21 protein-coding genes and 1 pseudogene are annotated in these 24,898 nt (G+C 56.8%); 13 read left to right on the top strand and 9 right to left on the bottom strand.

The annotated features are described in order from the left end of the window. Positions 1-44: 44 nt before the first annotated feature. Complete coding sequence (locus RHSP_RS26840) at positions 45-1,019, bottom strand: LysR family transcriptional regulator (RefSeq protein WP_004126101.1); 975 nt, start codon at positions 1,017-1,019, stop codon at positions 45-47. 995 nt (positions 1,020-2,014) lie between these two features. On the opposite strand from RHSP_RS26840, the gene RHSP_RS26830 reads away from it, so the two are divergent. After that, a complete protein-coding gene (locus RHSP_RS26830) occupies positions 2,015-2,980 on the top strand; it encodes a phytanoyl-CoA dioxygenase family protein (protein ID WP_004126098.1) in 966 nt (321 codons plus the stop codon). A 194-nt stretch (positions 2,981-3,174) separates the two neighbouring features. On the opposite strand, the gene RHSP_RS26825 is transcribed toward RHSP_RS26830, so the two are convergent. After that, positions 3,175-5,256 (bottom strand): prolyl oligopeptidase family serine peptidase, encoded by a 2,082-nt coding sequence (locus RHSP_RS26825; protein WP_004126095.1) that lies wholly within the window; start codon positions 5,254-5,256, stop codon positions 3,175-3,177. Positions 5,257-5,685: 429 nt separating this feature from the next. On the opposite strand from RHSP_RS26825, the gene RHSP_RS34900 reads away from it, so the two are divergent. The 3 genes from RHSP_RS34900 (at position 5,686) to RHSP_RS26810 (ending at position 8,444) form a co-directional block, all read left to right on the top strand. After that, complete coding sequence (locus tag RHSP_RS34900; protein ID WP_028755198.1) at positions 5,686-6,147, top strand: hypothetical protein; 462 nt, start codon at positions 5,686-5,688, stop codon at positions 6,145-6,147. A 303-nt stretch (positions 6,148-6,450) separates the two neighbouring features. Continuing rightward, positions 6,451-6,834, top strand: coding sequence for a hypothetical protein (locus RHSP_RS26815; protein WP_240535522.1), 384 nt, complete (start codon positions 6,451-6,453; stop codon positions 6,832-6,834). Positions 6,835-7,061: 227 nt separating this feature from the next. Then, a complete protein-coding gene (locus RHSP_RS26810; RefSeq protein WP_004126092.1) occupies positions 7,062-8,444 on the top strand; it encodes an IS701 family transposase in 1,383 nt (460 codons plus the stop codon). Between the two features lie 50 nt (positions 8,445-8,494). Here RHSP_RS26810 and RHSP_RS26805 read toward each other — a convergent pair whose 3' ends face one another. From RHSP_RS26805 to RHSP_RS26790, 4 genes are all read right to left on the bottom strand, one after another. Next, positions 8,495-9,316 (bottom strand): IS5-like element ISRtr3 family transposase, encoded by an 822-nt coding sequence (locus tag RHSP_RS26805; protein ID WP_004126090.1) that lies wholly within the window; start codon positions 9,314-9,316, stop codon positions 8,495-8,497. A gap of 213 nt (positions 9,317-9,529) precedes the next feature. After that, entirely contained in the window at positions 9,530-10,585 is a 1,056-nt protein-coding gene (locus RHSP_RS26800; RefSeq protein WP_004126087.1) for an LLM class flavin-dependent oxidoreductase, read from the bottom strand. Between the two features lie 246 nt (positions 10,586-10,831). Further along, positions 10,832-12,334 carry an SDR family oxidoreductase gene (locus tag RHSP_RS26795; protein WP_004126084.1) on the bottom strand — a complete coding sequence of 501 codons (1,503 nt, stop codon included), beginning with the start codon at positions 12,332-12,334 and terminating at the stop codon, positions 10,832-10,834. A gap of 115 nt (positions 12,335-12,449) precedes the next feature. Beyond that, positions 12,450-13,016, bottom strand: coding sequence for a nuclear transport factor 2 family protein (locus RHSP_RS26790; RefSeq protein ID WP_004126081.1), 567 nt, complete (start codon positions 13,014-13,016; stop codon positions 12,450-12,452). A 999-nt stretch (positions 13,017-14,015) separates the two neighbouring features. Between RHSP_RS26790 and RHSP_RS34035 the strand changes: the two genes are divergently transcribed. Then, complete coding sequence (locus tag RHSP_RS34035) at positions 14,016-14,744, top strand: amino acid kinase family protein (RefSeq protein WP_004126078.1); 729 nt, start codon at positions 14,016-14,018, stop codon at positions 14,742-14,744. A 76-nt stretch (positions 14,745-14,820) separates the two neighbouring features. Here the strand turns inward: RHSP_RS34035 and RHSP_RS35745 are convergent. Then, positions 14,821-14,968 (bottom strand): annotated as a pseudogene (locus tag RHSP_RS35745) (SOS response-associated peptidase); the annotation flags it as partial. A 77-nt stretch (positions 14,969-15,045) separates the two neighbouring features. Beyond that, complete coding sequence (locus RHSP_RS26785; RefSeq protein ID WP_240535520.1) at positions 15,046-15,909, bottom strand: isocitrate lyase/phosphoenolpyruvate mutase family protein; 864 nt, start codon at positions 15,907-15,909, stop codon at positions 15,046-15,048. 733 nt (positions 15,910-16,642) lie between these two features. Here RHSP_RS26785 and RHSP_RS26780 point away from each other — a divergent pair. Both RHSP_RS26780 and rpoN read left to right on the top strand, forming a co-directional pair. Further along, the gene (locus tag RHSP_RS26780; RefSeq protein ID WP_004126073.1) at positions 16,643-17,182 is read left to right on the top strand and encodes a peroxiredoxin; all 540 of its coding nucleotides are present in this window, start codon (positions 16,643-16,645) and stop codon (positions 17,180-17,182) included. Between the two features lie 79 nt (positions 17,183-17,261). Next, positions 17,262-18,704 (top strand): RNA polymerase factor sigma-54, encoded by a 1,443-nt coding sequence (rpoN, locus tag RHSP_RS26775; RefSeq protein WP_004126070.1) that lies wholly within the window; start codon positions 17,262-17,264, stop codon positions 18,702-18,704. A gap of 45 nt (positions 18,705-18,749) precedes the next feature. Here the strand turns inward: rpoN and RHSP_RS26770 are convergent, their stop codons facing one another. Next, positions 18,750-19,406 (bottom strand): nitrogen fixation protein NifQ, encoded by a 657-nt coding sequence (locus tag RHSP_RS26770; protein WP_004126068.1) that lies wholly within the window; start codon positions 19,404-19,406, stop codon positions 18,750-18,752. A 484-nt stretch (positions 19,407-19,890) separates the two neighbouring features. On the opposite strand from RHSP_RS26770, the gene RHSP_RS26765 reads away from it, so the two are divergent. From RHSP_RS26765 to RHSP_RS26745, 6 genes are all read left to right on the top strand, one after another. Continuing rightward, entirely contained in the window at positions 19,891-20,211 is a 321-nt protein-coding gene (locus tag RHSP_RS26765) for an iron-sulfur cluster assembly accessory protein (protein WP_004126065.1), read from the top strand. A 25-nt stretch (positions 20,212-20,236) separates the two neighbouring features. Next, positions 20,237-20,878 carry an iron-sulfur cluster assembly scaffold protein gene (locus RHSP_RS34025; protein ID WP_004126062.1) on the top strand — a complete coding sequence of 214 codons (642 nt, stop codon included), beginning with the start codon at positions 20,237-20,239 and terminating at the stop codon, positions 20,876-20,878. 47 nt (positions 20,879-20,925) lie between these two features. After that, positions 20,926-22,152, top strand: a complete 1,227-nt coding sequence (nifS, locus tag RHSP_RS26760; protein ID WP_004126059.1) for a cysteine desulfurase NifS — start codon at positions 20,926-20,928, stop codon at positions 22,150-22,152. Positions 22,153-22,347: 195 nt separating this feature from the next. Continuing rightward, positions 22,348-22,731 (top strand): nitrogenase stabilizing/protective protein NifW, encoded by a 384-nt coding sequence (nifW, locus tag RHSP_RS26755; RefSeq protein WP_004126055.1) that lies wholly within the window; start codon positions 22,348-22,350, stop codon positions 22,729-22,731. Positions 22,732-22,912: 181 nt separating this feature from the next. Continuing rightward, positions 22,913-23,764, top strand: coding sequence for an electron transfer flavoprotein subunit beta/FixA family protein (locus RHSP_RS26750; protein WP_004126051.1), 852 nt, complete (start codon positions 22,913-22,915; stop codon positions 23,762-23,764). A 12-nt stretch (positions 23,765-23,776) separates the two neighbouring features. Then, a complete protein-coding gene (locus RHSP_RS26745; RefSeq protein ID WP_004126048.1) occupies positions 23,777-24,889 on the top strand; it encodes an electron transfer flavoprotein subunit alpha/FixB family protein in 1,113 nt (370 codons plus the stop codon). The last annotated feature ends 9 nt before the right edge of the window (positions 24,890-24,898 follow it).

Genomic DNA, 24,898 nt, shown 5'->3' with positions numbered 1-24,898 from the left:
GAAAAGTTTGAATGCATCGCAGCCGCATCAAGCGAGCCGGCCGTTTATCCGGCGTAAACTTTCGGACGAGTGGGCTTCATTGTCGGAGCATCTTGACGTTCCGCAGCCGGCGGCGAAACCATCCGGGCAGCCTCCCGAATTAATGTCTCCCGCATCCAAAGGCTTGCCGCATCGCTATTGTGGAGCGCGGGCCATTGGACGGCCTCGGTCAATGTGGCGATCGGAAGCGGAAGCTCCATGATGCGCAGGGGCGTCGTTTTCGCACAGTGCTGCGCCAGCCGCAAAGGCATTGTCCCTATACGGTCGGTACCTGCTAGCATGGGCGGTATCATGCTAAAGGATTGCACCACGACCTCGATACGTCGCTTGAAACCCCGCTCGCGCAAATACCATTCGTCAATGGCAGGCCTAAGGCCACTTCCAAATCTGACCGCAACATGGCCCATCGACATGTATTGCTCGAACGTGAACGGCTCTGATAGCTGCTTGTTCGTACTACACCCTACGCACACGAATATATCGTCGAACAGTGCAGCATGAGGATGCTTCGACATGAACACTTTCGGCATAATGAGGAAGTCGACGTCGCCGCGCTGGAGGAGCTCATCGAAGTCGTCTGAAACAGGTAGAAACTCGAAGCTGATGGCAGGAGCTTCCTGCGCCATACGCTCGACGACCTTTTCAAGAAACACGAGTGTCACGTAGTCGGATAGGATGATCTTGAAGCAGCGATCCGAATGAGCCGGATCGAACGGTTCCCAGGCAATAACGGAGAGCTGGATATACAGCAAAGCCTCTCGGACGGCCACGGCGAGCCTTTCGGCACGTGGCGTTGGGACAAGTTCACGGCCAACCATCGTAAAGAGATCGTCGCGGAAATAGCTTCGCAGCCGCGCGACGGCCGCGCTCATCGCGGGCTGGCTCAGATTGATGCTTCGTGCCGCTGCTGTGAGGTTGCGCTCGGTCATGAGGGCGTCGAGCACGACAAGGAGATTTAGATCAAGACCTTTAAAGCGCATGTTTTCCTTCATCCACGGCGTGGAGGTGTGCCATACACGCCATCGATCATCGTGCCTATTGAAAGAATATAAGTTGACCGAAATCAAGTAAATCGAGTGCACAGTTGCATTGGCTCGCCCGAACGGTCGCATAAATCGGCCTTGGGGATGTTTGGGGTTTACTCTCGTTGCGCGTCTTGGCAACTCTCTTAACCGGGCAACCCCTTTGGGGGCGGTCGTGAGACGACAAGACGTGGAACCTTCCACGCATCGTTGCATGGTATCGGACAAAATTTCGGGCCGACCCAGGAGCTCGGCATAAAGGCCTCCACTCACGTCATCGCGGCAAGAGCAATCGCTTGGTTCGAATATCAGAGCGAACGTGGCAAGCACCCGCCGTTGCCGAACACGCCGCCGTACGGGATCCACGCGAAGGAGATCGGCTATCAGCGCGTTTAATATCCGCTCATCCCCATTCCTTAACGCCTTGGCGATCTGACATCCGGTGGGGAGTCTTCAACAGGAAACTGCCGTACGGAAATGCCGGTGTAGATCGGCATCATGAACGGGTCTCAGTCCCTGAAACTGCGGAGCTGTGTCTTGATTTATCCATATCGTAAATAAGCGTTATCTAAACAATAAATTTGCAAACGAAGTCAAGAATCGGTTCCTATGCCTCCACATTGATCGTTCGAAAACAAACTTTAGGGAAATTGATGTTCAGTCATGCAATCAAAGCCGGTGCTCCCGATTTCCGCTCATTGGGCTAGGTCCGACTGCGCCTAATGTCAAATCTGGTTTCAATAAGAGGAGCAACGAACACATTCCCTTGAACGAATCCTCCCCTGGACAAGGCCAGCAAAGGCGCGTGCGACAGCACACCGCCTTTGCACATTCCGTTGATCCGTTACTGGATTTCATAGCATCAACAGGAACACGTTTTGTCGAGACTATCCGTATCGAGTGCAGGTTCTTGCCCGCAGGAGGAACTTCCATCATCCATGAAAGGCGATCGAATGCTCAGCTCCGCAAACTCCAACCCGAAGGACCTCGAACAGATCGCGCGCAACGGCGGGGTATTTCGTCGGATGGTGTCTCGAATTCCAACCTATCTCACTGATATGCGGGAGAACCCGGCTTGGCTACCAATGTTCCTGCTGGCACGCACGATGCCGTTCCGCAAGGCACATTGGCTGACCGCAAGACAAGCGCCGCGGCAGGAAAGTCGCAAGCCCTCGATGTTTGGTGACCTCAAGGCAGAGACGATCGCAGCCGAATTGAGAAGTACGGGCCTTTTTGCCGGCTTGACGCTTCCCACCGCAATCTGCGAGGAAATTGCCCGTTTTGGACATGAGACGCCTTGCTTCGGCAATTTCGACCGAAGGTTCGACTTCTTGGCCAGCGACCATGTCGAAGCCGAGGGGTGGTTTGGCAGGACGATACTAAGTGGCCACCATTACGAACGGGCGTTACGATGTGATGCCGTCGTTGCCGTTCAGCAAGATCCGCTGCTTCTCGACGTGGCAAGGCATTATCTCGGCGGCAACGCGAGATTGATCACCACGCGGACGTGGTGGAGCTTTCCGACGAAAAACGCTTCGGATGCGGATCTGAGCCGCGCTTCCTTCAAGTTTCACTTCGATCTTGATGATTGGCGGATGCTGAAGTTTTTCTTTTACCTCTCCGACGTCGATGGCAATTCCGGTCCGCATGTCTACGTGCGCGGCAGCCACAACCGTCGGCGCTTGAGGCATCAATTGACTCTGCTCGTTGGCCATCCGGCGCACGAGGTGCTTGATTTCTATGGCGCAGAAAATGCCATCACTTTGACCGGCAAAGCGGGTTCAGGTTTCGTCGAGGATCCTTTCGGCTTTCATATGGGTACCTTGGCAAAGCAGAGGCCGCGACTGATGATGGAGGTCGGTTTTGGCGTCTCAAAACCATCAAAACGCCGTTTCCATGGAGAGCCGGTTCTTCGCTAGACGAGCAACCGTTCCGGCGCGGATCCAAGTTCTGACAGGCCGCTTTCGCCTGTTGGAATGCACTCCGACTGCCTTCCTGGCAGGCCCTCTTCTGCCATGCAGTTGCCGCGCGGCGACCTAAGGGTCGATGATACCGTTTATGATGGAGGGAGTGCCTCGCCGCTTCAAGTCGATCTGCTGCTTTCCTCAACCAGTCACAGACGTTCCGAAAAGCCGATCGCATCGCGAAGGAAACCGTAACCTAGGGCTAGGAACGCCGCCTGCTCGCGATCGTCCGCGCCGGCACCATGACCACCGACCTCAGCTTCGTAGAAGTAAGCGGGGCAGCCGAGTGCCTGCAGCTTTGCAGCCATCTTACGTGCGTGCCCCGGATGGACGCGGTCGTCCCCTCTTCGGGTCGCGAGCAGGATGGGCGGGTAGAATTGCCCGGCTTCGGCCGTGTGATAGGCAGACATTTGACTGAGAAAGGCCCAATCCTCCGGCTTGTCGGGATCACCCTTTTCGTCAATCCGGCTCGCGCCCGCGAGGAGCTTGGTGTAACGACGCAGATCGAGAACGGGTACTGTGCAAAAGAGTGCGCCGAAACGCTCCGGATATCGAGTTAGCATGTTGGCGATCAGGAGACCGCCATTTGAACCGCCCTCGGCAGCGATCCGTCCGGGACGCGTGACACCCCGGCGCACCAGGTCGGCGGCCACGGTGGCGAAATCGTCATGGGCAAGACGCCTTTTCGCCCTTTTTCCAGCCTCGCGCCAGCGCGTACCGAACTCGCTGCCGCCGCGGATGTTGGCCACCACGCTCGTGCCGCCGGGTTCGAGCCACAGCTTGCCTATCGCGGAGTTGTAATGGGGCAGAACCGATTTGCCGTAGTCGCCACAGGCGGTGAGGTGGACCGGCGCATTTCCGTTTCCGTTTTCCGGCCCGACCTGTGTATAGGGGATTATTTCACCATCCGTCGAACCCGCCTCGTGACGCGTGACCAGCAATCCTGATGCATCGAATTTGTCTGGATCGCGTTTCAGGACGACGGGGGCGCCGAGCCGCGGCGCCCCGTTAAGATTGAACAAGAGAAGCTGCGGCGGCGTCACTGGATCTTCAGCCGAGACGAGGACTTCCCCATTGCTCTCGTGAACTTCCGCATCTAAGGGCCAGGCTCGAACAGTCGTCGCAGCGGGCATGGTGTCCAACGTTCGGTGCGTCCAATCCTGTCGTCCAGGCGTGAACATATCGAAGCGAGGAACGAGATTGTCGAGGAGGGATACCACGAGCTTTCCATCGTTCCAGAAGAAGGACTGCAGGGCGCACCTTTCGTCCGGTTCAAACAGCGTAGCAAAGTTACGCGCGCCGGCGATGAACGAGGACAGGGAGATGCCGATCAGTGCGTCAGCTGAATGGGTCGTTCCTCCGACCGTCCATGCGTTACGCAACTTCACAGCCAGCCAATCACCGAAGACGTTCCAGCTAGCATCTCGAGGAAGATCGATCTTGGTCTTCGGACCGCTCCTGTCGCCGATCCAGCCGACCGTACTGAAAAAGCCCCGCTCGATGAACCAAACGCGTTCGCTTGCGGCGGTACGATCCAGAAAGCCGAACACGAGGATGGAATCGGGACCCGCCTCGAAGATAACCGGTGCGGCGAGCGGATCGGAGTCACGCGTCCATAACCGCACTGTGCGCGCATAGCCGGAGCGCGTCGCCATGCCATCGCCGAGAGCGATGGAAAGCAAAAGAGTGTCGTAATCGAGCCAGGCAACATTGCCTTTGGCCTCCGGGAGATTGAAGCCGTCGGTAACGAGGCTTCGCGTGGTTAGATCGTACTCGCGATGCACGACCGCATCGCTGCCACCCAGCGACAGGTGAAGGACGGCGCTTTCGCATCTGCCCGGTTCGATCGAGGCACTGTCCCATATCCAGTCCTTTCCCTCGGCCTTGGCAAGGGCATCCACGTCGAGAACGATCTCCCACTCCGGCTCCGCCGCCATGTAGGCGGCGAGTGTTGTTCTGCGCCACACGCCTCTCGGGTTTTCGGCATCGCGCCAGAAATTATAAAGGTATCGGTCCCGGCGCGTGATCCCCGCAATCTTGTCAGGGCAGTCGAAAATGCCCGCGAGCGTGTCGCGGTCTCCTTCGAACGGCGGCCCGCCAAAACGCGAAAGCGTTCGCGCCGATTGCTCAGTGACCCAAATCAAAGCTTTCTCGCCATCGATGTCTTCGAGCCAGAGATAAGGGTCGTCATCGGGGGCATTCAGTGTCGGCCGAGCATCGATAACACTCATGTGCGAAAAACTCCTAATCGGGAAGAACTCCGTTGTGCGGGGAGGTAAGTCTGTGATGGCGGACACGATGGCCGTACGATCTGTCCCGAGAACGGATGGTATTGTCCTTGCCTGGTTTTGTGTTGCCGAGCCTCCGAAGGTGAGAAACACGTGGCTGTTTTAGCCGACCAAATGGATTTAGCCCTGCCAGAAATCGTTACTGCTCCCGTGGCCGCTGGGCGATGATCTCCGCAAACGGAGCAATCGTCAGACGGTTCGGTCTAGGCTCGCGGAAAGCTCGCACAGAACTAGGGCTCCACTCACCTCCGCAGGAAAAATCGTAGCTGGCGCGGCAAAGAAAAGGCGGTCCTCAATTTGGCGCCAGAACGGCTGTTTCACCGCCGCACCTGCGCGACTCTAATCCGACGAATGCGAAAGTCGGGTAAGCACATGTTCATTGAAACCAGCGGGGTTCATTGGCGACTATTGGTCGAGCCGAGTAATTATGAGAACGCCGCCACTCCAGCAATCGAGCGTTCCGATGCCAGGCAGGTAACGGTCCTTTTGGACTTAATGCGGATCTGCGCCAGACTTGGCATGATGCCTTTCTCCTCCTTTCATCGGATCGATCTCGTCACAGGTCATCGTTTCTATCACCTCCTGGCAAAGGAACTTCAAAAGCCGTGCCAGCTGCGCAAAGAGCGTGAAATGACCGCTATCCCAACGGTTCAAGCATGGATGCGTCAGTTGGCGAACACGTCGGTGTCGCGGACGGAACAAATCCGACATCGTCCCCCGAAGCAAAAACATCGCGAAGATTTATTGAAGTTTCAGGCGAGCGCGTGCCGGTTCATCACAGACCCGGTAATCGCGCCAATCGGCCAGAAAGCGGCAATACCGTCGGGAAGCTGACACACGGTTGACAGTGGCCGAGGCGCTGTTTGGCAAGCTGTTTGCTTGCAGAGCTTGGGGCAGCAAAGTCGACAAAGCATGGTCGGCAGCCAGTGGCGACATTGGGTTCTACTAATCAGCCCACAGGAGGAGCGACGGCGGATGACATGCATTGTCGGTTTGATCAGCGACGGATCTGTTCACATCGGCGGCGATAGCGCTGGTGTGGCCGGCTATTCGCTTACCCTCCGAGCCGATCGCAAAGTTTTCCGCAACTAGGACTTTCTCTTCGGGTTTACCTCTTCGTTCAGAATGGGCCAGCTATTGGCACATTCGCTCAAGCCGCCCAAAAGAGATCCTGAAACGGATGTCTATGCCTTCATGGTGACGGATTTCGTCGACGCGCTTCGCCAGTGCCTGAAAGATGGCGGCTACGCACGGCGGCAGGACGAAGTCGAGCGCGGCGGCACCTTCCTCGTCGGCTATGCCGGAAGGCTTTTCAGAATTGACGATGATTACCAGGTTGTTGAGCCGGTCGATGGCTTTGACGCCTGTGGATGTGGTCAGCAAATAGCACTGGGCGCGCTCTATGCATCATCAAGCTCACCGCCTCGCGAAAGGTTAGAGATGGCTCTGAACGCCGCCGAGCGTTTTTCCGCCGGGGTACGCGGCCCATTTCACTTCGAGACACTCAGTCTCGCTGGGTGATGATGGTCACTACGGCAGTTTATTGTAGCGAGTTCGCCAAAGTCTAAGCTTGACTTTGTACAAAATCTCTTTGGAGTTTCGGGTTTGTAGCGGCGGCGCTGATCTTCCGCGTACTGGCAGCGTGGCGCGCGCGGCACTCTCATTTTGAGGCAATTTGAGCGGGGTGAATCAATTCGCCGCAGTCTCTCTGACTTGCCTGTTTCGCGTGACCGGATTCGAACCGGTGGATGACCGATCATAATGAGAACTGCGTCGGGTCGGGTGATCCTGTTCCGCAAATCCTTCGCCAGTGGCTGTCGTCGTTTCGTCCCTGGTTCACGGCACCCAGCTGGGAGCATCTCCTGGTCCTGGTGATGGGTGCGATCCTGTCTCCAGGCAAACGAACAGTGACGTCCTGTTTGCGGATCACCGGCCGCGCCGAGGCTGGCAATTTTTCCCTCTACCATCAGCTCCTCAATCGCGCGCGTTGGAACCCGCGTACGTTGGCTTCGCGGCTGTTATCGGTCGTTGTCGCCAGCCTCGTACCCGATGGTCCCATTGTGATCGGTATGGATGACACCATCGAACGCCGATGGGGACCAAAGATTGCCGCGCGTGGCATTTATCGCGATCCAGTGCGCTCCAGTCACGGTCACTTCGTCAAAGCCAGCGGCTTGCGCTGGTTGAGCTTCATGGTTCTTGCCCCGGTCCCATGGGCCAAATGCATCAAGGCCCTACCAGTCTTAACGCTTTTATGCCCCTCAGAGCGCTACGACAAAAAGAGGGGACGAAGGCACAAACTGCTGACGGATTGGGCAAGACAGGGCGTGATGCAGCTTTGCCGCTGGCTGCCTGGACGCGATCTCATCTTTGTTGGCGACAGCAGTTTTGCTGTCCACACATTGGCTGCAGCGCTACCAGGCAGAGCCACCCTCATCACACGCCTGCGTCTCGACGCCAGTCTGTTCACCCCGCCAGATCCGCGACACGAACATACGCTCGGGCGGCCCGCACAAAAAGGCATGCCCTTGCCCAAGCTCAAGGCGGTCCTCAACAATCCCAAGACCGTCTGGCAACGCGTCATCGCGTCAACCTGGTATGGCAGACAAACCGATAAACACCTTGATATCACGACAGGCACTGGCTTGTGGTATCGGCGGGGAACCCCACCAAGGCCAATTCGCTGGGTCCTGGTTCGAGACCCGACCGGCCGCCGCGAACCGCAGGCGTTTATGAGCACCAATACCGAGCTCGAGCCGACCCAGATCATCGCCTATTTCGTTCGGCGCTGGCAGATCGAAGTGACGTTCGCCGAAACACGCGCCCATCTCGGTGTGGAGACCCAGCGCCAGTGGAATGGCAACGCCATCATCCGCACAACACCTTCGCTCCTGGCCCTCTATAGTCTCGTGACGCTGTGGGCGGGAGATGTTCTCAGCCAAAGCACGCGCCCTTACGCCGCCGCATGGTACAGGAAAACCGATCTGACATTCACAGATGCGATTGGCGCTGTGCGTCTCGTTTTGTGGAGCGACGATCTTTATCGACACTCACCGTCAAACCTGGAAATGCATAAAATACCGCCAGGGCGACTTGTCCGTATGGCGCAGGCGCTTTGCTTCGCCGCATAATGCACAAAGTCGAGCTAAGAGGCTGACTCAAAAAGACCTCAGCAATATCTTTATCTTGCGAGCCGCCGTGTAAGGATGCGGATGTGGGCGATTGTGATCCATGCCTCGGCGGAGGCGATCGTTTTCTCCCAATCCTTGGCCAGTCTACGGCAACGACCGAGCCAGGCGAAGGTCCGTTCCACCACCCAGCGGCGCGGCAGGACAGTGAAGCCCTTGGCCTTGTCGGAACGCTTGACGATTTCAATTGTCCACTGGCCGAACTTCGCCAATCTCCCCTTCAGCTTGTCGCCCGCATAGCCGCCATCGGCGAAAACATGTCGGAGCCAGGGCCAGCGGTGGCGGATCGATTTCAGGAGACCGAATGCCCCATCACGGTCCTGAATGTCCGCGCCATGCACTATCAGGCCGACCATCAGCCCCAGCGTGTCGACAATGATGTGGCGCTTTCGCCCCTTGAGCTTCTTGCCGGCGTCATAGCCCGAAATCCCGCCGCTTTCTGTGGTTTTCACGCTCTGACTGTCGATCACGCCAGCGGACGGCGAGGCTTGCCGACCTTCCAGCTCGCGCGTCTCCATCACAAGACGATGGTTGATCCGGCCCCATAAACCCATTGCCCGCCATTCGTAGAAATAGGCTTGAACTGTCGTAAACGGTGGAAAGTCCTTTGGCAGCATTCGCCACTGACAACCCGTCGAAGCAATATAAAGCAGCGCATTCACGACCTCGCGAAGATCGGTTCTCCGTGGCCTGCCCAAACGCCTTGGCCCAGGTAGGCAAGGCGAGATCAACCCCCACTCCCGGTCCGTCAGATCACTTGCATAACGACTCGCGCGTCGGGCATATTGCCGACGGGTGAAATCAGTCCAACCCATTGTGGTCTCCGTTCGTCCTAAGCAAACAAACAGAATCACAAATGACTGATTTCACTCAACTCTTTTTCGGTCAGGCTCTAAATCGCCGTCTCTTCTGGCCAGAGATCCGGATCGTCAGCGAGGGCCGTTCGCCGTGAACCGAGACCGACTTCAGTGATATCCAGACGGTTCATCATCAAAAATTGCTCTGTGATCTCGGAAGGGGTTATCCGGTCATGGCTGCGCATGACCGAGCGACTTGTTGACAGCCGGGATGATCTTGTCTCCCCAGAGTTCGATTTGCCGCAGCATCGCCTGATGATCGAAATCGCCCAATTGGCAGTGAATTGCGATCTGGGACGGCTTCAGCACACTGATCTCTTCGAGCAGGCGATCGATCACCCGATTCACACTGCCGATTGGTAGATTGTCGCGCATCGTCTGAAACGACAGGTCCTGCTTGGTCGGGGTTTCCTGCAGAAGATAGCCGTCCTCGGTTTGTTGGCGGCGCTGATGAAGCGCTTCCGATAGCCGGCGCTGGAAACGGGCGTTGTCGAGATAGCTGTTGATCTCCGTTTCGTTATCGCTGGCATAACAACAACGCAACAGCGAAATCTTGGCATCCGCGGCATCCTTACCTTTTGCGAGTGCCGCGTTCTCGACGCTCTCGCGAAGCTTGCTTAAAGCGCCCAAGCCATCGTGGAATGCCGTGACGAAAAGATTGTGTCCTTCCCGATAGGCCCGGCCCATGTTGTATCCGGACGCCGTAGCGATCCAGATTGGGGGGGCCGGCTTCTGGATAGTCCGCACCGAAATCGCCGTCGGTGGTACCTTTAAATATTGGCCATTGTGCTCAAAAATCTTTTGCGTGAGGCCCTTGAGAAGGACGTCCAGATATTCCGAAAAGACAGCGGGCGCCTCATCGATATCGACACCAAAGCGGTCAAACTCAAACTGCTGATATCCAGAGCCGACGCCAAGCTCCAGGCGGCCGCTCGAAACGATATCGGCGAAACCTATCTCGGAAAGCAGGCGCTGCGGTTGATAAAGCGGCAATACGCAAACACCAGTGCCGAGGCGGATGGAGTTCGTCCGGCCGGCGCAATGGGCCACCATCATCAACGGCGATGGAACGAGGCTATAGTTGTTGAAGTGGTGTTCGGCAAACCATGCGGTGTTGAAGCCAGCTTGCTCCGAAAGGACTGCCTGTTCGATTGAGTTGCGGATGATTCTGTCGGCCGATTGATGATAGCCCCGCTGGGAGGCAAGGATGAAGGTCGCAAATTCCATAACGTTTCCTCATTCACGTTGGGTCCATTCGCGAATGGTCAGCGGGCATGTATCCGTGGCTACTGATCCAATCGGCTTTTTTGATATTCGGGGCTTTGAAACAAAATCGCTTGCCGTTCCCCGGCCGCAAGTGCTCCTTAAAACTGTCAAATTCGATGACGCTCCGGATGCCGTTTGGCACACAGTGTCGTTTTCGATTTCCCGTGAATGCTTCCGATCGTGGGTAGAATACAACATTGTCCGAAGTCAGCCGGCGCCGACGTAGAGGGTCGATCCGTTGATGTATGAAGCATCTGGCGAAGCTAGGAAGAACGCGGCGTTTGCCATGCCTTCGAACTGCCCCCCGCCAAGGGCTGGGTTGCGGCGGCTGATCGCGTTCTGTGCGCTATCAGGTGTGTGAATGAAGCCAAGAGCAATCGTCGCAGTCCGAATGCCAACCGGCCCGAGTTCGGCCGCCATGCAGCGGGTCAGCATTTCCAAGCCCGCCTTTGATGCGCCATATGCATGGCGCTGGGCAATCGTCAGGGAGCGGTTGATGGATCCGATATTCAGGATTACCCCGTCGGGCCGCATCATTTTGATAGCCTCACGCGCGCAGGTGAAGGCACCGGTGAGGTTGACATCAATGACGCGCGCGATCTCGGCAGGCGTTTGCTCAACTCCCGACTTGCAACTGTCGGGCCAAGCGGCACTGTTGACGAGGACATCAAGCCCCCCGAACCGCTCCCGCAAATCGTCGAACAGTGCTACCACCTGCATTTCGCTTGCAATGTCCACGGATTTTCCAATGTGCTCGCCGCCGAGGGATTTTGCGAACTTCGCCGCCGCGGCGCCGTTTATGTCGGCAAGTACGACGGTATCGCCATTTGCTGCAAAGCGGCGAGCAACGGCCGCGCCTATGCTGGTCGCGCCGCCCGTGACGAGGACAATCCGCTTATTGGTTGATTGTGGCGGACGGGAAAGTTCGGCTTGTGGTATTTCGCTTACTCGCGGGTGCGCGTCGCCAGGCTGGTTGAAGGACATCCACCCGCCATCAATTGTCAGCACCGTGCCGTTGATACAGTGCGCATCCGGGCTGGCGAGAAACCGCACGGCTCGTGCAATTTCGTCCGGACGCGCCATGCGCCCCATCGGCACACGGCTGCGCACCGCCTCTAAGTTCGTCTGGCCAGCGTGTTCCAATTGCGCGACCATCGGCGTTCGCACATAGCCCGGCGCCACTGCCATCACGCGGATGCCAAGTGAAGCCAACTCGCAGGCGAGCGACTTCGTAATCGAGATAAGGCCCGCTTTCGAAGCAGCGTAGGCGTTGCGTTTTGGATTGCCAATTATCCCGGCCATCGAGGCGACGTTGATAATCGCAGCACCTGGCTGCATCCGCCGTGCGGCTTCGCGAGCCATGAGGAAGGGCCCGATCAGATTTACCGCCAATACGCGTCGGAAGTCGTCGATGGGGGTCTGCGTGGTCGCGGCCATGCTGGGCCCCATCGCCGCGTTATTGACAAGAACGTCGATGTGGTCGAACTGCGCGTCGATCCGCTCATAAAGGACAAGGATGTCCTCTTCCCGTGAGACATCGAATTCAAGTCCGAGATCCGCAGCGCCGAAACCGCGAGCCAGTTCAAGCACACCGCTGTCCGGGAGGTCCGCGGCAACAACAATGTCCCCGACATTGAGATGAGCGTCGACGAGTGCGCGGCCGATCCCGCCTGCAGCGCCTGTAATGATGACGACGCGTTGCTTTCTCATGAGGAATTCTCCTGACCGTTTCCCGGACCTTTTTTCCGGACAACCATCCCGACATGGCGGTAGACAGAAAGGTCACGTTTCCATTTCGCCGCCGACGAAGATCTGAAACCGCTCATCACCGAGGCGTTTTCGCCATGTGGCCTTCACGTTTCTGAAGAAAACGACGGTTCAAGAGCGCATAGACCGGATCGATTGGATATGATGCCCCGATCGGCTGCCGGAGACCGAAACGCTCCGTCTCGGAGGTCACTGGCGCGGGCTGTTCCTCGAACCAATCGTAGACGACAGTCCGCTCGGCGATGCGCCACTCACCTTCCCTTTTCTGAAACAGATCGCAATAACGGCCGCACAAGAGAACCTGACGTAGTGTCCTTGCCCCGTCCGGTCCGCGTTGCAGCGCAGTGAAGTAACTCTCGACGGCAGCCTCCGCCGGGTCGATGAACTCGATCAGAATGTTCGTGATCTGATGGATGTTGCGCTGTTCGGTCTTGAAGACACCGCGCGCGAACTCTATGAACCCCTCTGCCGAGCCCGAATAAGCGCCGTGATTGTCATGCGCATCCGGCCAGTACGCACTGCGCAGCGCCGCCTCGTCTGCCCGATCTATCCCGCGACAGTATCGATAAAGACAATCACGGATCGCCTCCCGATCAAGTAATTCGGTAATTTGTTCGTGGCGCATCGCTTTGTCGCTAATTTCAAGATGGGAAGAGGCATTCGTACATTGAGCGACGCCGCAACGGCGCCAGGATATTCGGAGCCGGCGGATCATCGAGGAGATGCTACACTTTGCACCTGGCACGGGGCGGCCCGCCAATATGCTTCTCATCTGTCAAACCGTCGTTTGGTTCGACGTCCGTAAGTTCGCTCAGCCGCGGCTTAAAGTTGTCGGGAATATGGCACGTCAGACCGTTCGCTCTTTTGGCTTCCATTGTTCTCTTCTTTGACAAAATCCGATTGGACGATTTGATACGGTCCGCCTTTTCTCCTGCCGACCGGATCGAATAATCGTTTACAGGTCAGCATCGCCATTCCAGCACCCATCCCATTCAAATCTCACGCCAACGCGACCCGTGTCGCCGGACGGAATGGTTTCGTTCGTCAATTTCAAATGTTTAGCGTGGGACGGCGAGAAATTGACTTAACAAAACCCGTGTCGGTTATCTGACGAATTGGACAGTGTGTGCGTTTGAATCTTCACGACGCCGCCTCTGAGGTGTTCGCTATCTTCAGCCCTAAGTCGGTAGGAAACATTGAGAAAACTTTTCGCGGGCTCGCTCTGCAAAGTTGGCATGGTTTTTGAGGTTGTTGCGACGCAGTGAGAGCCGCCGAGACATATTTCTCTCGTTGGTCGCTGCGTGGAACACTGGATCATGTAGGCCTACAGCTAAATGAAAGGCCCGTCAGCTTGAGCATCCCGGACAAAGAGCCGTAGCACGTTCGAGACGTCTCCAACATCGTTCGGTGAAGAATTGCGGAGAAATGGAGGAAGAGCGACTTTTCAAACGCGACGAAACTTCTCGACATTAGGTTCAACGTAATCGAGCTTGCTCTCCCAAATGGCGTTGAACGGATGCAGTTGTACGCTGCGGCTTTTCAGAAGGTCTCAGTTCTCCATCTGACATCGAGAAGCCCGCAAAACCTACATGGCGCCTTCACAGTGGCAGGGCGAGGTTCAGGCATGTTCACCCAAAGTCTTCCCCCATGCGGCTTTTCAATAGTTGTCAAGTTCCACGGAAGCCTCATGCATGATCTGTCGGTTTTTAGGACGGCTGTCGCCGAACTCGAGCGCTTGGTCGAGCGTGGACATCGAATTTTGGTCGTTCCTGGCGGAGACTTAAACGACAAGGCGATTGAGCGTGTTGAAGACCTATATCCTCCCCCATCGGTGATGACCCATCACGCGTGCGCTCTTGTCCAAGATGAGACAGGATATTTGCTGGCGAATCGTGCCTTCTCTTCGAAACTTGTTCCGTCTGCAACGTTGAGCGAATGTCGGAGCCTGGCAAAGGTTGGCAAAATTCCGGTTCTGCTTGCCTCGCGCATGCTCTTCACAACGGATTCGGTCGAATGGAGTTTGGACATAACGTCTAACGCTGTGGCGGCGTGGATTGCGTGGGTAACCAATGCTCCGCTACTGGCAATTCTGACCGATGTAGACGGCGTCTATCGCAATGCGGCAACTCACGATCCGGGGGCGTTGATCGAGGAAATAGATGCCCACGATCTTGCCGAGCTTGGTCATGCGTCAGTCGATGCTTGTGCAGCTCATTTCATGTCATTGCGGGGTGCTGCGGGGGTCGTTATCAACGGCACCCATCCAAACCGGCTGCGTGATTGGACCGAGGGAAAGCATGTGAGAGCGACCTACATCACCACAAATGAAAGGGTCCCATCATGTTCTGCTTAGTTAACGATAATGCCGACTTCAAACGGACGATCGTGGTACCTTTCTGCGGCACGTTCTTTCAAAATCTCGTCACCGATCACAGTGACGGCGGCTCCGCATCCTCGATAGGCTCGATGATATCGGGGCGGTCATTCAAAGCCCACATCCTTGCCGATCGGCCACATTGTCATCAGCTCGGCGGGAAAGTGTCTCATTAAGTCGTCCGGATCGGGCTCCGCAGACACCGTACCGAGGCTGACCGCTTCAGCTTACAAATGCTAATCACGCGCGCAGAGAGATACCGATTTTCGCCGAAGACGGTTCACCATAACGCAGCGGGTCCGTCGTCGAGCTTCGCGACCTCCTGCCCAATCGGCCCGGCGCTTGCTTCGGCGATGATCCAGTTGTACGCGGCCCGCATACCTGCAATCGCTGCACGCATCGCATGGTTGACCCAGACGACATTCGAGATGCCAGCCTCATGATGCGCTGAAATGACTGTGCGATAGTAATTCGAAGGCGCAATCATGATAGGAAGCCGTTTCCATTGCTTCGCAAAGGTGAGAACCTCGTGCGTCTTCGCTTCCCCCGAGTGGATCAGGATTGCATCGGCGCCGGCGTTCGCGTAGGCGTCCGCGCGCAATAGTGCCGCCTTGAGACCGTAACCGGCGATCAAGGCTTCGGTGCGAGCGACAAGCACGAGGTCGTTTCCCGTGGCATCCTTAATCGCCTTTAGGCGGCCGGAAAACTTTTCGATATCGTCCAGCGGAGGACGATTGCCGACAGAGGAATTCATTTTCGGGAAGCTCTTATCATCGATGCACACACCAGAGGCACCATGCTGCAAGAGCCTTGCTGTCATTAACCGCGCGCCATTCATGTTCCCGAAGCCGGAATCACCGTCAGCGAGGATCGGCAGGCCGCTGGCGTCCGCCATTCGTTCCATCACCTCTATCAAATGTGTCCAGCTTGCCTCCTTGACGTCGCGATAGCCGAGGCTCTTCGAAATGCACGGGCCAGACGCCCAAATGGCCTTGAAGCCCGCCTGCATGGCGACCGCCGCGGAAAGCCCATCATGCGCTCCCATCAGGTGCGTCAGGTCTGGGGAGGAAATCAGATCGCGGAGCGATTTCGTCGGATCCTCAATCGCCCCGATGCTCTTTGGAACGAAAACCTTTTGATCCATGTCATGCTCCATCAAAAATCGGAAAGTTCCAAGCGCAGCGAACAATCAAAGACGCAAGTTGCATGCCGGATGAGCGCGGGCGGCCGCACTGCACGACTTGCCCCGGCCGGCGGCCAGGCCTTGTAATCCAATCGTCGGTCTCCCGACATTCTTGTCCCGTTTCGCACATCAAAAGGTTGGCGAATGACCCCGCGAGGGAGAACCTAATCATTCAATAGCGATGACACGGCACGAACTTTTAATCTCATTGCGACCGGACACGCGGGCGCCTTGCCGAAGAGCTGGAGGGTGGCGCACGTCCCGATCTGGATATGATCGAGAGCAACAACAGCGGCACATCAGTCGGTGCAATGAGAAGAGCTGTCTCGGCAAATCGCTATGCCTAAGAACGCGAGCACGGCGGCCACGTCAAAGCCTGCCGGCGGTGCTCGTTCAAGGATCTGACATGACTATCCGAAACGGTTCCGTCTTTTGCGAACATCGGACGCTTGCCGATAACAAGCGACCCAACCGATGTCACCGCGGCGGAGGTCATTCGAGGTGAGAAGGTTGGGTCAGCGCCCTTGTCGGAGGCGCTCCTACTCAAACCCAGGCTCCTTCCGGCAGTACAATGATTTTCTGCATTTAAGGCAAATGGCATGGCGCTTGCTTGATCAATATATATCGACCGAGATCGGATATGCAGCCGCAATCGCCAAACATCGCGTCAATTGTCGGTATGAGGAACAGTTAGATGAACATCAAAAAGAAGGTTCCCTTCGTCACATTCCGGACGCGTGTTCGCGATGAGGCCCTACCAGGGCCGAACCCTTATCGGTGGAAAGACAAGACATCCGACGACTATTTCCGCGGCAAGCGCGTCATCTTGTTTTCGCTGCCAGGCGCCTTCACCCCCACCTGCACCAACCAACAGCTACCGGATTTCGAAAGGCTTTATGGGGAGTTTCAAAAGAAGGGCATCGATGAGATTTACTGTCTCTCCGTAAACGATGCATTCGTCATGAACGCCTGGGGCAAGTCCGTAGGGCTTCTCAACGTCAAGCTCATCCCTGACGGGTCGGGAGAATTTACTCGCAAGATGGGCATGCTCGTTGCCAAGCACAATCTCGGTTTCGGAATGCGCTCCTGGCGCTACGCGGCGCTGGTCGATAACGGCGTGGTAGAGCAGTGGTTTGAGGAAGAAGGCTTCTCGGACAACTGTCAAACCGATCCCTACGGCATTTCATCGCCGCAAAACGTCCTGGAAACGCTGAAGGCCACGGCCGCAGCATAACCACCGGAGGACTGAAGCCTCATAAAATGAAAAATTCGCGCGACGAAGTACCAAGATCGATAGGGGTTTCTCTCTTAGGATGCAGTATTTAGCAAACCTTCTCCAGCGCCAAAAGCAATCGCTGGTTATTACGCCTCAGCTCATCCAATCTATTCGCTTGCTGCAACTGGCGCATGGCGAACTGCATCAGTTCATCGAGCAGGAATTGGAGAAGAACCCGTTTCTAGAACTGGCTTCAAGTGACGGCATCGCCTCTGACGATGTCGTCTCGACCTCGGAGAACAGGCCCGATAGTGCCACACACGATGGCAAGGTTGATGCGCCGACAAGGCTCGAGGCTCCCGAGCCACTTGGAGAATGGAAATCAATTCGAAGTTCCGCCAACGCGTCGTCAGAGCACCCGCCGGGCTTCGAGGAGTTTGCTGCTTCTACTGAAACATTGCACGACGATGTCGCCCGGCAGATCGCCCTCACAGCATTCAGCTCACGAGATCGGCTGATTGCCGGTGCGCTTGCCAATCATCTGGAAAGCACTGGATATCTTCAGGTGCACCTATCAGAGCTGGCGGCAAGGCTGGGTGTCCACGAGGCTGACGTCGAGCGAGTCCTCGCGACCTTGCAGGATTTCGATCCACCTGGAATCTTTGCACGAACTCTTAGGGAATGCCTCGAGATACAGTTACGGCAGCAAGATCGGTTCGACCCTGCTATGGAAGCGCTGGTCGCAAATCTTGAGTTGGTTGCACAACGTGACTTTCGCGCATTGAAGCGGCGCTGCGGTGTCGACGACGACGACCTTCTCGACATGTTGCATGAGATCCGGACACTCGATCCGAGGCCCGGAAACCGGTTCCAATCGGGACGGCCGGAGGCCATCATACCGGACGTTCGAGTTCTGCCCTCGACCGCAGGCGGGTGGCAGATCGAACTCAATCCCGAGATGTTGCCCAAGGTGCTCATCAACCAAACCTATTTTGCCGAAGTCTCTCGTCTGACCGCGCATGATACCGGTGATCAGGCATTCCTCAACGAATGCTTCCAGAACGCGAACTGGTTGGTTCGCAGCCTCGATCAGCGGGCCAAGACGATCCTTAAGGTAGCAACTGAAATCGTCCGCCAGCAGGATGTCTTTCTGGAACGCGGCACTGCCTATCTTCGGCCTCTCAATCTTAAGACTGTCGCCGACGCGATCGAGATGCATGAGTCGACGGTGAGCCGTGTGACTTCGAACAAATACATGCTCACCCCTCGCGGCGTGTTCGAACTGAAGTATTTTTTCACGGTCGCGATTGCATCCTCGGAAGGCGGCGAGGCACACTCGGCCGAAGCGATCCGCCATCGCATCAGGGCAATGATCGCCGCGGAAACGGAGGACAGTGTGCTCTCCGACGACAATATGGTCGCCCAACTTCGGGAAAGCGGGATCGATATTGCGCGCCGCACCGTCGCAAAATACCGGGAAGCAATGAATATCCCCTCTTCCGTTCAACGTCGTCGAGAGATCCGTGCGGGATTTGTATAGGCGCCGACCAAGCGCTGACGATCTTGCACTGCTCGCGAAAGCGACTTAACGACGGGCTTCATCCGTTTCGGGGCCGAAGCACGCGTTAAAATCACTGCATTCCTGACAGCTGGGAGCGGCGCAGAGCGAGAAACCTTCAGCCTCGCAGAGCTTGCGGTAAAGGTACTTCTTCCACCTCATATTGTTGGTATTGCCTGCCGCTAGCGTCGGAAAATGCATGGCAAACAACCGACCAAGCTCGGCTCGGTCAAATAGACCAAGGTCCTGCCATAGATGGTCGTCGCGCAGGGCACGGCGGGCAATGATTTTAGCAAACCGGGCGCTGAATGGATCGTTTGGACGGGCATGCGAAAGTAGCAAGTCACGCAGGAGCTCTTCCTCCGTGCCGAGCTCTGGATCGCTCGCCTCTTCCGGAAAAAAGGCGTCGATGAGCTTGGCATGAAAACTTCGTGTCAGGATGTCCCGCAGCTCGGCGCGAGAAAGCCCGGTCGCCTCGGTCGCCGACGCCTGGCCAGCTTCAATCTCCTGAAGCGCTCGCGAAAAGACACAGGTAAGTACATAGTCGTCAAAGTCTATCTCCAAGCCCATTCGCAGCCATAGCCTGGCATTGGATGACTGTGAATGTCGCCACCGATCAGACATTAGTATCCTGGGACTGATGCTCTTTCCCTTTAAGATCTGGAATTGATGCTGATCTGACACGGCGCTTTTGCTCCTTCGTTTCATTGATCAAGGTCGCCTGCAGCTATAGCGGCCATGACGAGAAAGCTTCAAAAATTATGCCAGCCTGGCGATAAACAGCGTCGGCACAACTCTCCGGGAGTTTCTCAACAACGTGATGAGCGTGCAAATACAGATTGGCCAACGCAAAATGTCGGCTAATCGACAAACCAGACAATCGTTGTTGGTACCCAGGGCCTTTCCCGGTGCGCCTGCTACAAACCTTTTCCCAGCTACGATGACGGCAACGGCGTGAAAATGGCGCAGTGATGTCTTTGGCGGGCGTCCCCAAATCACGGGTGACTGCTCCTTTTTGATGTTGGACGTTCAGTGATGTCGGGCATTGTCGGGCATGCGCATGCATATTGCCAGCGGAAGATCCGACGCCTGCTCAATGCTTTTCTCTTTGGCACGGCACATGCAAGGTCATTTGCAAATTTCCCGACGACCAATGAGAACCATATTTATGATCACGCTCACAGAGAACGCCGTTGCCGCCATGAAGATTGCGCTCAGCCGAGCGGACGAGCCGGCCGAAGGCCTGCGCATCGCGGTCGAGACCGGCGGCTGCGCCGGGCTCAAATACCTGATGGGACCGGAGAGCGGCCCACGCGAGGGCGATGCGATCATCGAAACAGGCGGGATTACACTGTTCGTGGACGTAGGCTCTCAACCACACGTCAACGGCATGACGGTGGACTTCGTTACACGGCTGGAGTCCTCAGGATTTGTCTTCGACAACCCCAACGCGGCAGAGATGTGCGCTTGTGGCAAGTCCTTTGCCTGACCATCCGGGGTTGGTGTGAAAAGTCATGCGGAAGTATCGCGGCAAGCTCAAGACATCATTTTGCGATCACAAGGGCGCCCGCATTCTGCAAACAGCCAAATCTGAAAACAAGGTCGCATCTGGGGATGCGGTTGAATTAATGATGGGATTCGATCGGCCGACGGAAGCGATCAGTGCCGCAACACTGCAGTCGCTCCGAACCCGTTTCGCGATCGCCTGCTCGTCCGAGTTCATCGAATTTATTGTGGGCAAGAGCGCCTATGAAGCCATTCGAAACATCAATTGCGACTTAACGTATGTTGTCGACCGGCCGCCATCCACCTCGCCGTCGCCGTTTGCCTCATGTGTGGCGCAAAGTCGCGCGATCCGGTCACATGCTTCACAGCTGTCGAAGAAGCGACTGTTACGGTCCCTGCGGCGCTGTTCATTGAAGGCCTCGTTAGGTCAGAGACGAGTTTGTCGGCAGGCACAAAGGAAGGCAGCGTACTCGAGGTCCAAGAAATATCTTTGTAACCGACGGGGTTTTTCGGCGGCATGTCGCCGCGGATCGAGGATGCTTGGAGCTCGCCTGAACAAAGTTCACCGGAGCCTGAAATTGCCAGATAACGTTCCTGCAGCCAATTCGACCAATCGAACGCTGCGGCGATTGTTCTTGCCCGAGCAGTGAACGACGGAGCCTACCCGAGGTCACTCCGCCAACTGAGGATCGCTTCCATGAGATCTGTCTATCTCGACAACAATGCAACGACGCGAGTTGATCCTGAAGTCGTACAAGCGATGTTGCCGTTCTTTACTGATCAATTTGCCAATCCTTCGTCCAGTCACAGTTTTGGTGCCTCGGCAAGTGCCGCGATAATGACCGCGCGCAAACGATTGCAAGCTTTGATCGGTGCAGAGTTCGAGCATGAGATCGTCTTTACCTCCGGCGGCACGGAAAGCGATAATGCAGCGATCCTGTCAGCGCTCGAAATCATGCCCGATCGCACACAGATCGTGACGTCCGCAGTCGAGCATCCGGCCGTGCTAACGCTCTGCGCGCACCTTGAGAGGACGCGTGGCATAAAGGTGCACAGGATTCCAGTCGATCGGCATGGTCGCCTCGACCTGCGCACATACCGGGCTGCCCTCACCCCACATGTTGCACTCGTCTCGATCATGTGGGCAAACAATGAAACGGGCGCGATTTTTCCTGTCGCTGACCTCGCTAAGTTGGCCAAGGAAGTTGGCGCTTTTTTCCATACAGACGCAGTGCAGGCGGTCGGCAAGCTGCCGATGGACCTGAAATCGAGTGCGATCGACATGTTGTCGCTCTCGGGCCACAAGCTGCACGGACCCAAAGGGATTGGTGCGCTTTGGGTAAAGCGCGGCGTGCGCTTCGATCCGATGATCAAGGGGGGACATCAGGAGCGCGACCGGCGCGCCGGCACGGAAAATACCGCTGGCATCGTCGGGCTCGGCAAGGCCGCTGAACTTGCGTCGAGCTTCATGAAGGAAGAGAACGGACGAGTAAGATCGCTGCGAGATCGCCTGGAAAGAGGGCTTCTGCAGCGCATCCCAGATGCGTTCGTCACCGGCGATAAGCAAAAGCGGTTGCCGAACACCTCCAACATCGCCTTCGACCAAGTCGACGGTGATGGCTTACTGCTTCTCCTCGACCGCTATGGCATCGCCTGTTCTTCCGGCTCGGCTTGCACTTCTCAGTCGCCGCAGCCGAGCCATGTCCTGACCGCGATGAACATTCCCGATATCTCGAGCCACGGGGTCATTCGCTTCTCCCTGTCGCGTGATAATTGCGAGGAGGATATAGATCGCGTGCTCGATGTCTTACCCGGAATCGTCGGCAGTTTACGAGATGGTTCTTCGTTTAAGCCGACGCCGGCAAAGCGGCGAAGACCTTTGGCTTTTATGAAGCCTACGGAGACGGACGGAAACACCTCATGAAGCGGTTCACTTTCTGAAGACTCGATCTGGCTTGACGGAACCAGGCGATGTTCGTCGCTGTTGCGAGGCAGAAGAGCTCGGACTGGCAAAGCCACTTGTAGCCGTAAGAGCGAGCACTTTTCCTGCGGGGCTTTCGCGACCGCGGGTCATCGCACCGGAGCACCACAGAGCATCGTTCCAAACGGGGAGAATGTTATGAACAGTTTTTGCAACGCCAGTCGAACCAGCGATACGGCCGAAATCCTCGCGCGGTTGAAAAATCTGTCTGCCGCGGAGGAGTTTTTCGCGCTGCTTGACGTCGCCTATGATCCGAAGGTGCTTGACGTCTCGCGGCTTCACATCATGAAGCGGATGGGACAATACCTCGCCGAAGAGGATTTCGCCGATCTCCCGGAACAGGTGATTGCTGCCAGAGCACGCGCCATGCTTGAACGCGCCTACGAAGATTTTGCGACGTCCTCGCCACTTGCGCACCGGGTCTTCAAGGTGCTCAACGATCACAATCCGGCCAAGCCTGCCCAACCGGGTCACACGTTCGTGCCATTCGATTCTATCTTGAAGCGTTTCGGCAGGGAGTGAATGCGACATGGTTCCGGCTTGAACGATGTCGCGAAGCCGACAATGGCGAGTCCAGTGTCGGCACCTCAGCATAAATCATTGAAATTTCAAAGGGATGCCACATTCAAAAACCTTGGCACAGATAGTGCTTTAGAGGACACGAAGCGCCAAACCCGCCATTTAACAGCAGCTAGGAGACCACATGCACGTCGTAGTCTGTATCAAGCAGGTGCCGGACTCCGCACAGATTCGCGTCCATCCTGTAACGAACACGATCATGCGCCAGGGTGTGCCGACCATCATAAATCCTTACGATCTATTCGCCCTTGAAGAAGCACTGCGGTTGCGTGACGTGCATGGCGGCGAGGTCACCGTGCTCACGATGGGGCCGCCCATGGCAGAGGATTCGTTGCGCAAGGCGCTCACTTACGGTGCGGATCGGGCGGTATTGTTGACCGACCGCTATTTTGCGGGATCCGATACCCTGGCGACTTCCTTTGCTTTGTCGCAGGCGATTGCAAAAATCGGCGAGACCTTCGGCGCCCCCGACATCGTTTTCACGGGCAAGCAGACCATCGACGGCGACACTGCCCAAGTCGGGCCGGGCATTGCTAAGCGCCTCGACCTCCTGCAACTCACTTACGTTTCGAAGATTTGCTCCCTCGATCTTGATGCACGCGAAATTAAGGTCGACCGCCGTTCGGAAGGCGGTACCCAGATGCTGCATGGCAGGCTTCCCTGCCTCATCACTATGCTGGAAGGCACCAACGAAATCCGCCGCGGCTCGCTTGATGACGCGCTACGTGCCGCACGCAGTCAGATCGTAAAATGGAGCGCGGGCGACGCCGGCATCGAGGACCTCAGCAAGTGTGGACTGCGTGGTTCGCCGACGGTCGTCAAACGCGTCTTTGCCCCGACAGTAAGGACGGAAAAGGCAGAGCAAATCACCACCACCGATAAGGCGCTCGGCGATCTTGCTGATGAGTTGATTGTCGAAATCTTCGCCCGTCAGCCGGCGCTCGAACACGAACTCGCCTTCGACGCCAGCGCATAACGGCAAGGAGCCATGACGTTGACCGCAAATCAAGAAATACCGCGCCCAGCCGTCGGCCGCGCGGGAATGAAGAAAGAACTGCCCGATCATTTCAAAGACTACCGCCATGTTTGGGTCTTCATCGAAGTGGAGCGCGGAAATGTCCATCCCGTCTCCTTCGAACTGCTGGGAGAAGGCCGCAAGCTGGCGGACAAGCTTGGCGTCAAACTCGCAGGTGTCGTGCTCGGACCTCCGGGGGACGCCACGCAGCTGGCCATCGCAGAGGCGTTTGCCTATGGCGCCGACGTTGCGTATCTGGTGGAGAACCCCCTGCTCGAAGACTATAGGAACGAGCCCTTCACCAAAGCTCTGACAAATCTCGTCGCCACTTACCAACCCGAGATCCTGCTTCTCGGTGCGACGACGCTTGGTCGCGACCTTGCCGGTTCCGTGGCGACGACCTTGTTGACGGGGCTCACCGCGGACTGCACCGAACTCGATGTGGATGCGGACGGTTCGCTTGCCGCAACGCGGCCGACTTTCGGCGGCTCTCTACTATGCACAATCTACACGCTCAACTGCAGACCGCAGATGGCGACAGTGCGGCCAAGGGTCATGGCGATGCCGCAGCGCACGAACAAGCCTATCGGCTGCGTCATTCAGCATGGGGTCCTGATGGTCGAGGAGGAGATCGTCACCAAAGTCCTCGGGTTCATTTCCGACGTGCAATCGACAAATTCCAATCTCGCCTATGCCGATGTGGTGGTGGGCGGCGGCCTCGGTCTTGGAACATCGGAGAACCTGAAGCTGGCGAAGAATCTCGCGCGGGTAATTGGAGCCGAATACGGCTGTTCACGGCCGCTGGTCCAGAAAGGCTGGATGCCGGCTGATCGGCAGATCGGGCAAACGGGTAAGACTATCCGGCCGAAGCTCTATATAGCGGCCGGGATTTCCGGCGCCATTCAGCACCGGGTTGGCGTCGAGGGCGCTGATCTCATTGTGGCGATCAACACCGATCCGAACGCGCCGATTTTCGACTTCGCCCACGTTGGCGTCGTGACGGATGCGATCCGCTTCTTGCCGGCCCTCACTGATGTTTTCACCCAACGGCTGTCGCCGCACAGTCGCGATAAGCTTGCGAATTAGGGGGCACGG

Source organism: Rhizobium freirei PRF 81, from assembly GCF_000359745.1.
GTDB classification, from domain to species: Bacteria; Pseudomonadota; Alphaproteobacteria; order Rhizobiales; family Rhizobiaceae; genus Rhizobium; species Rhizobium freirei.
This window is presented reverse-complemented; position numbering and strand designations above follow the sequence as displayed.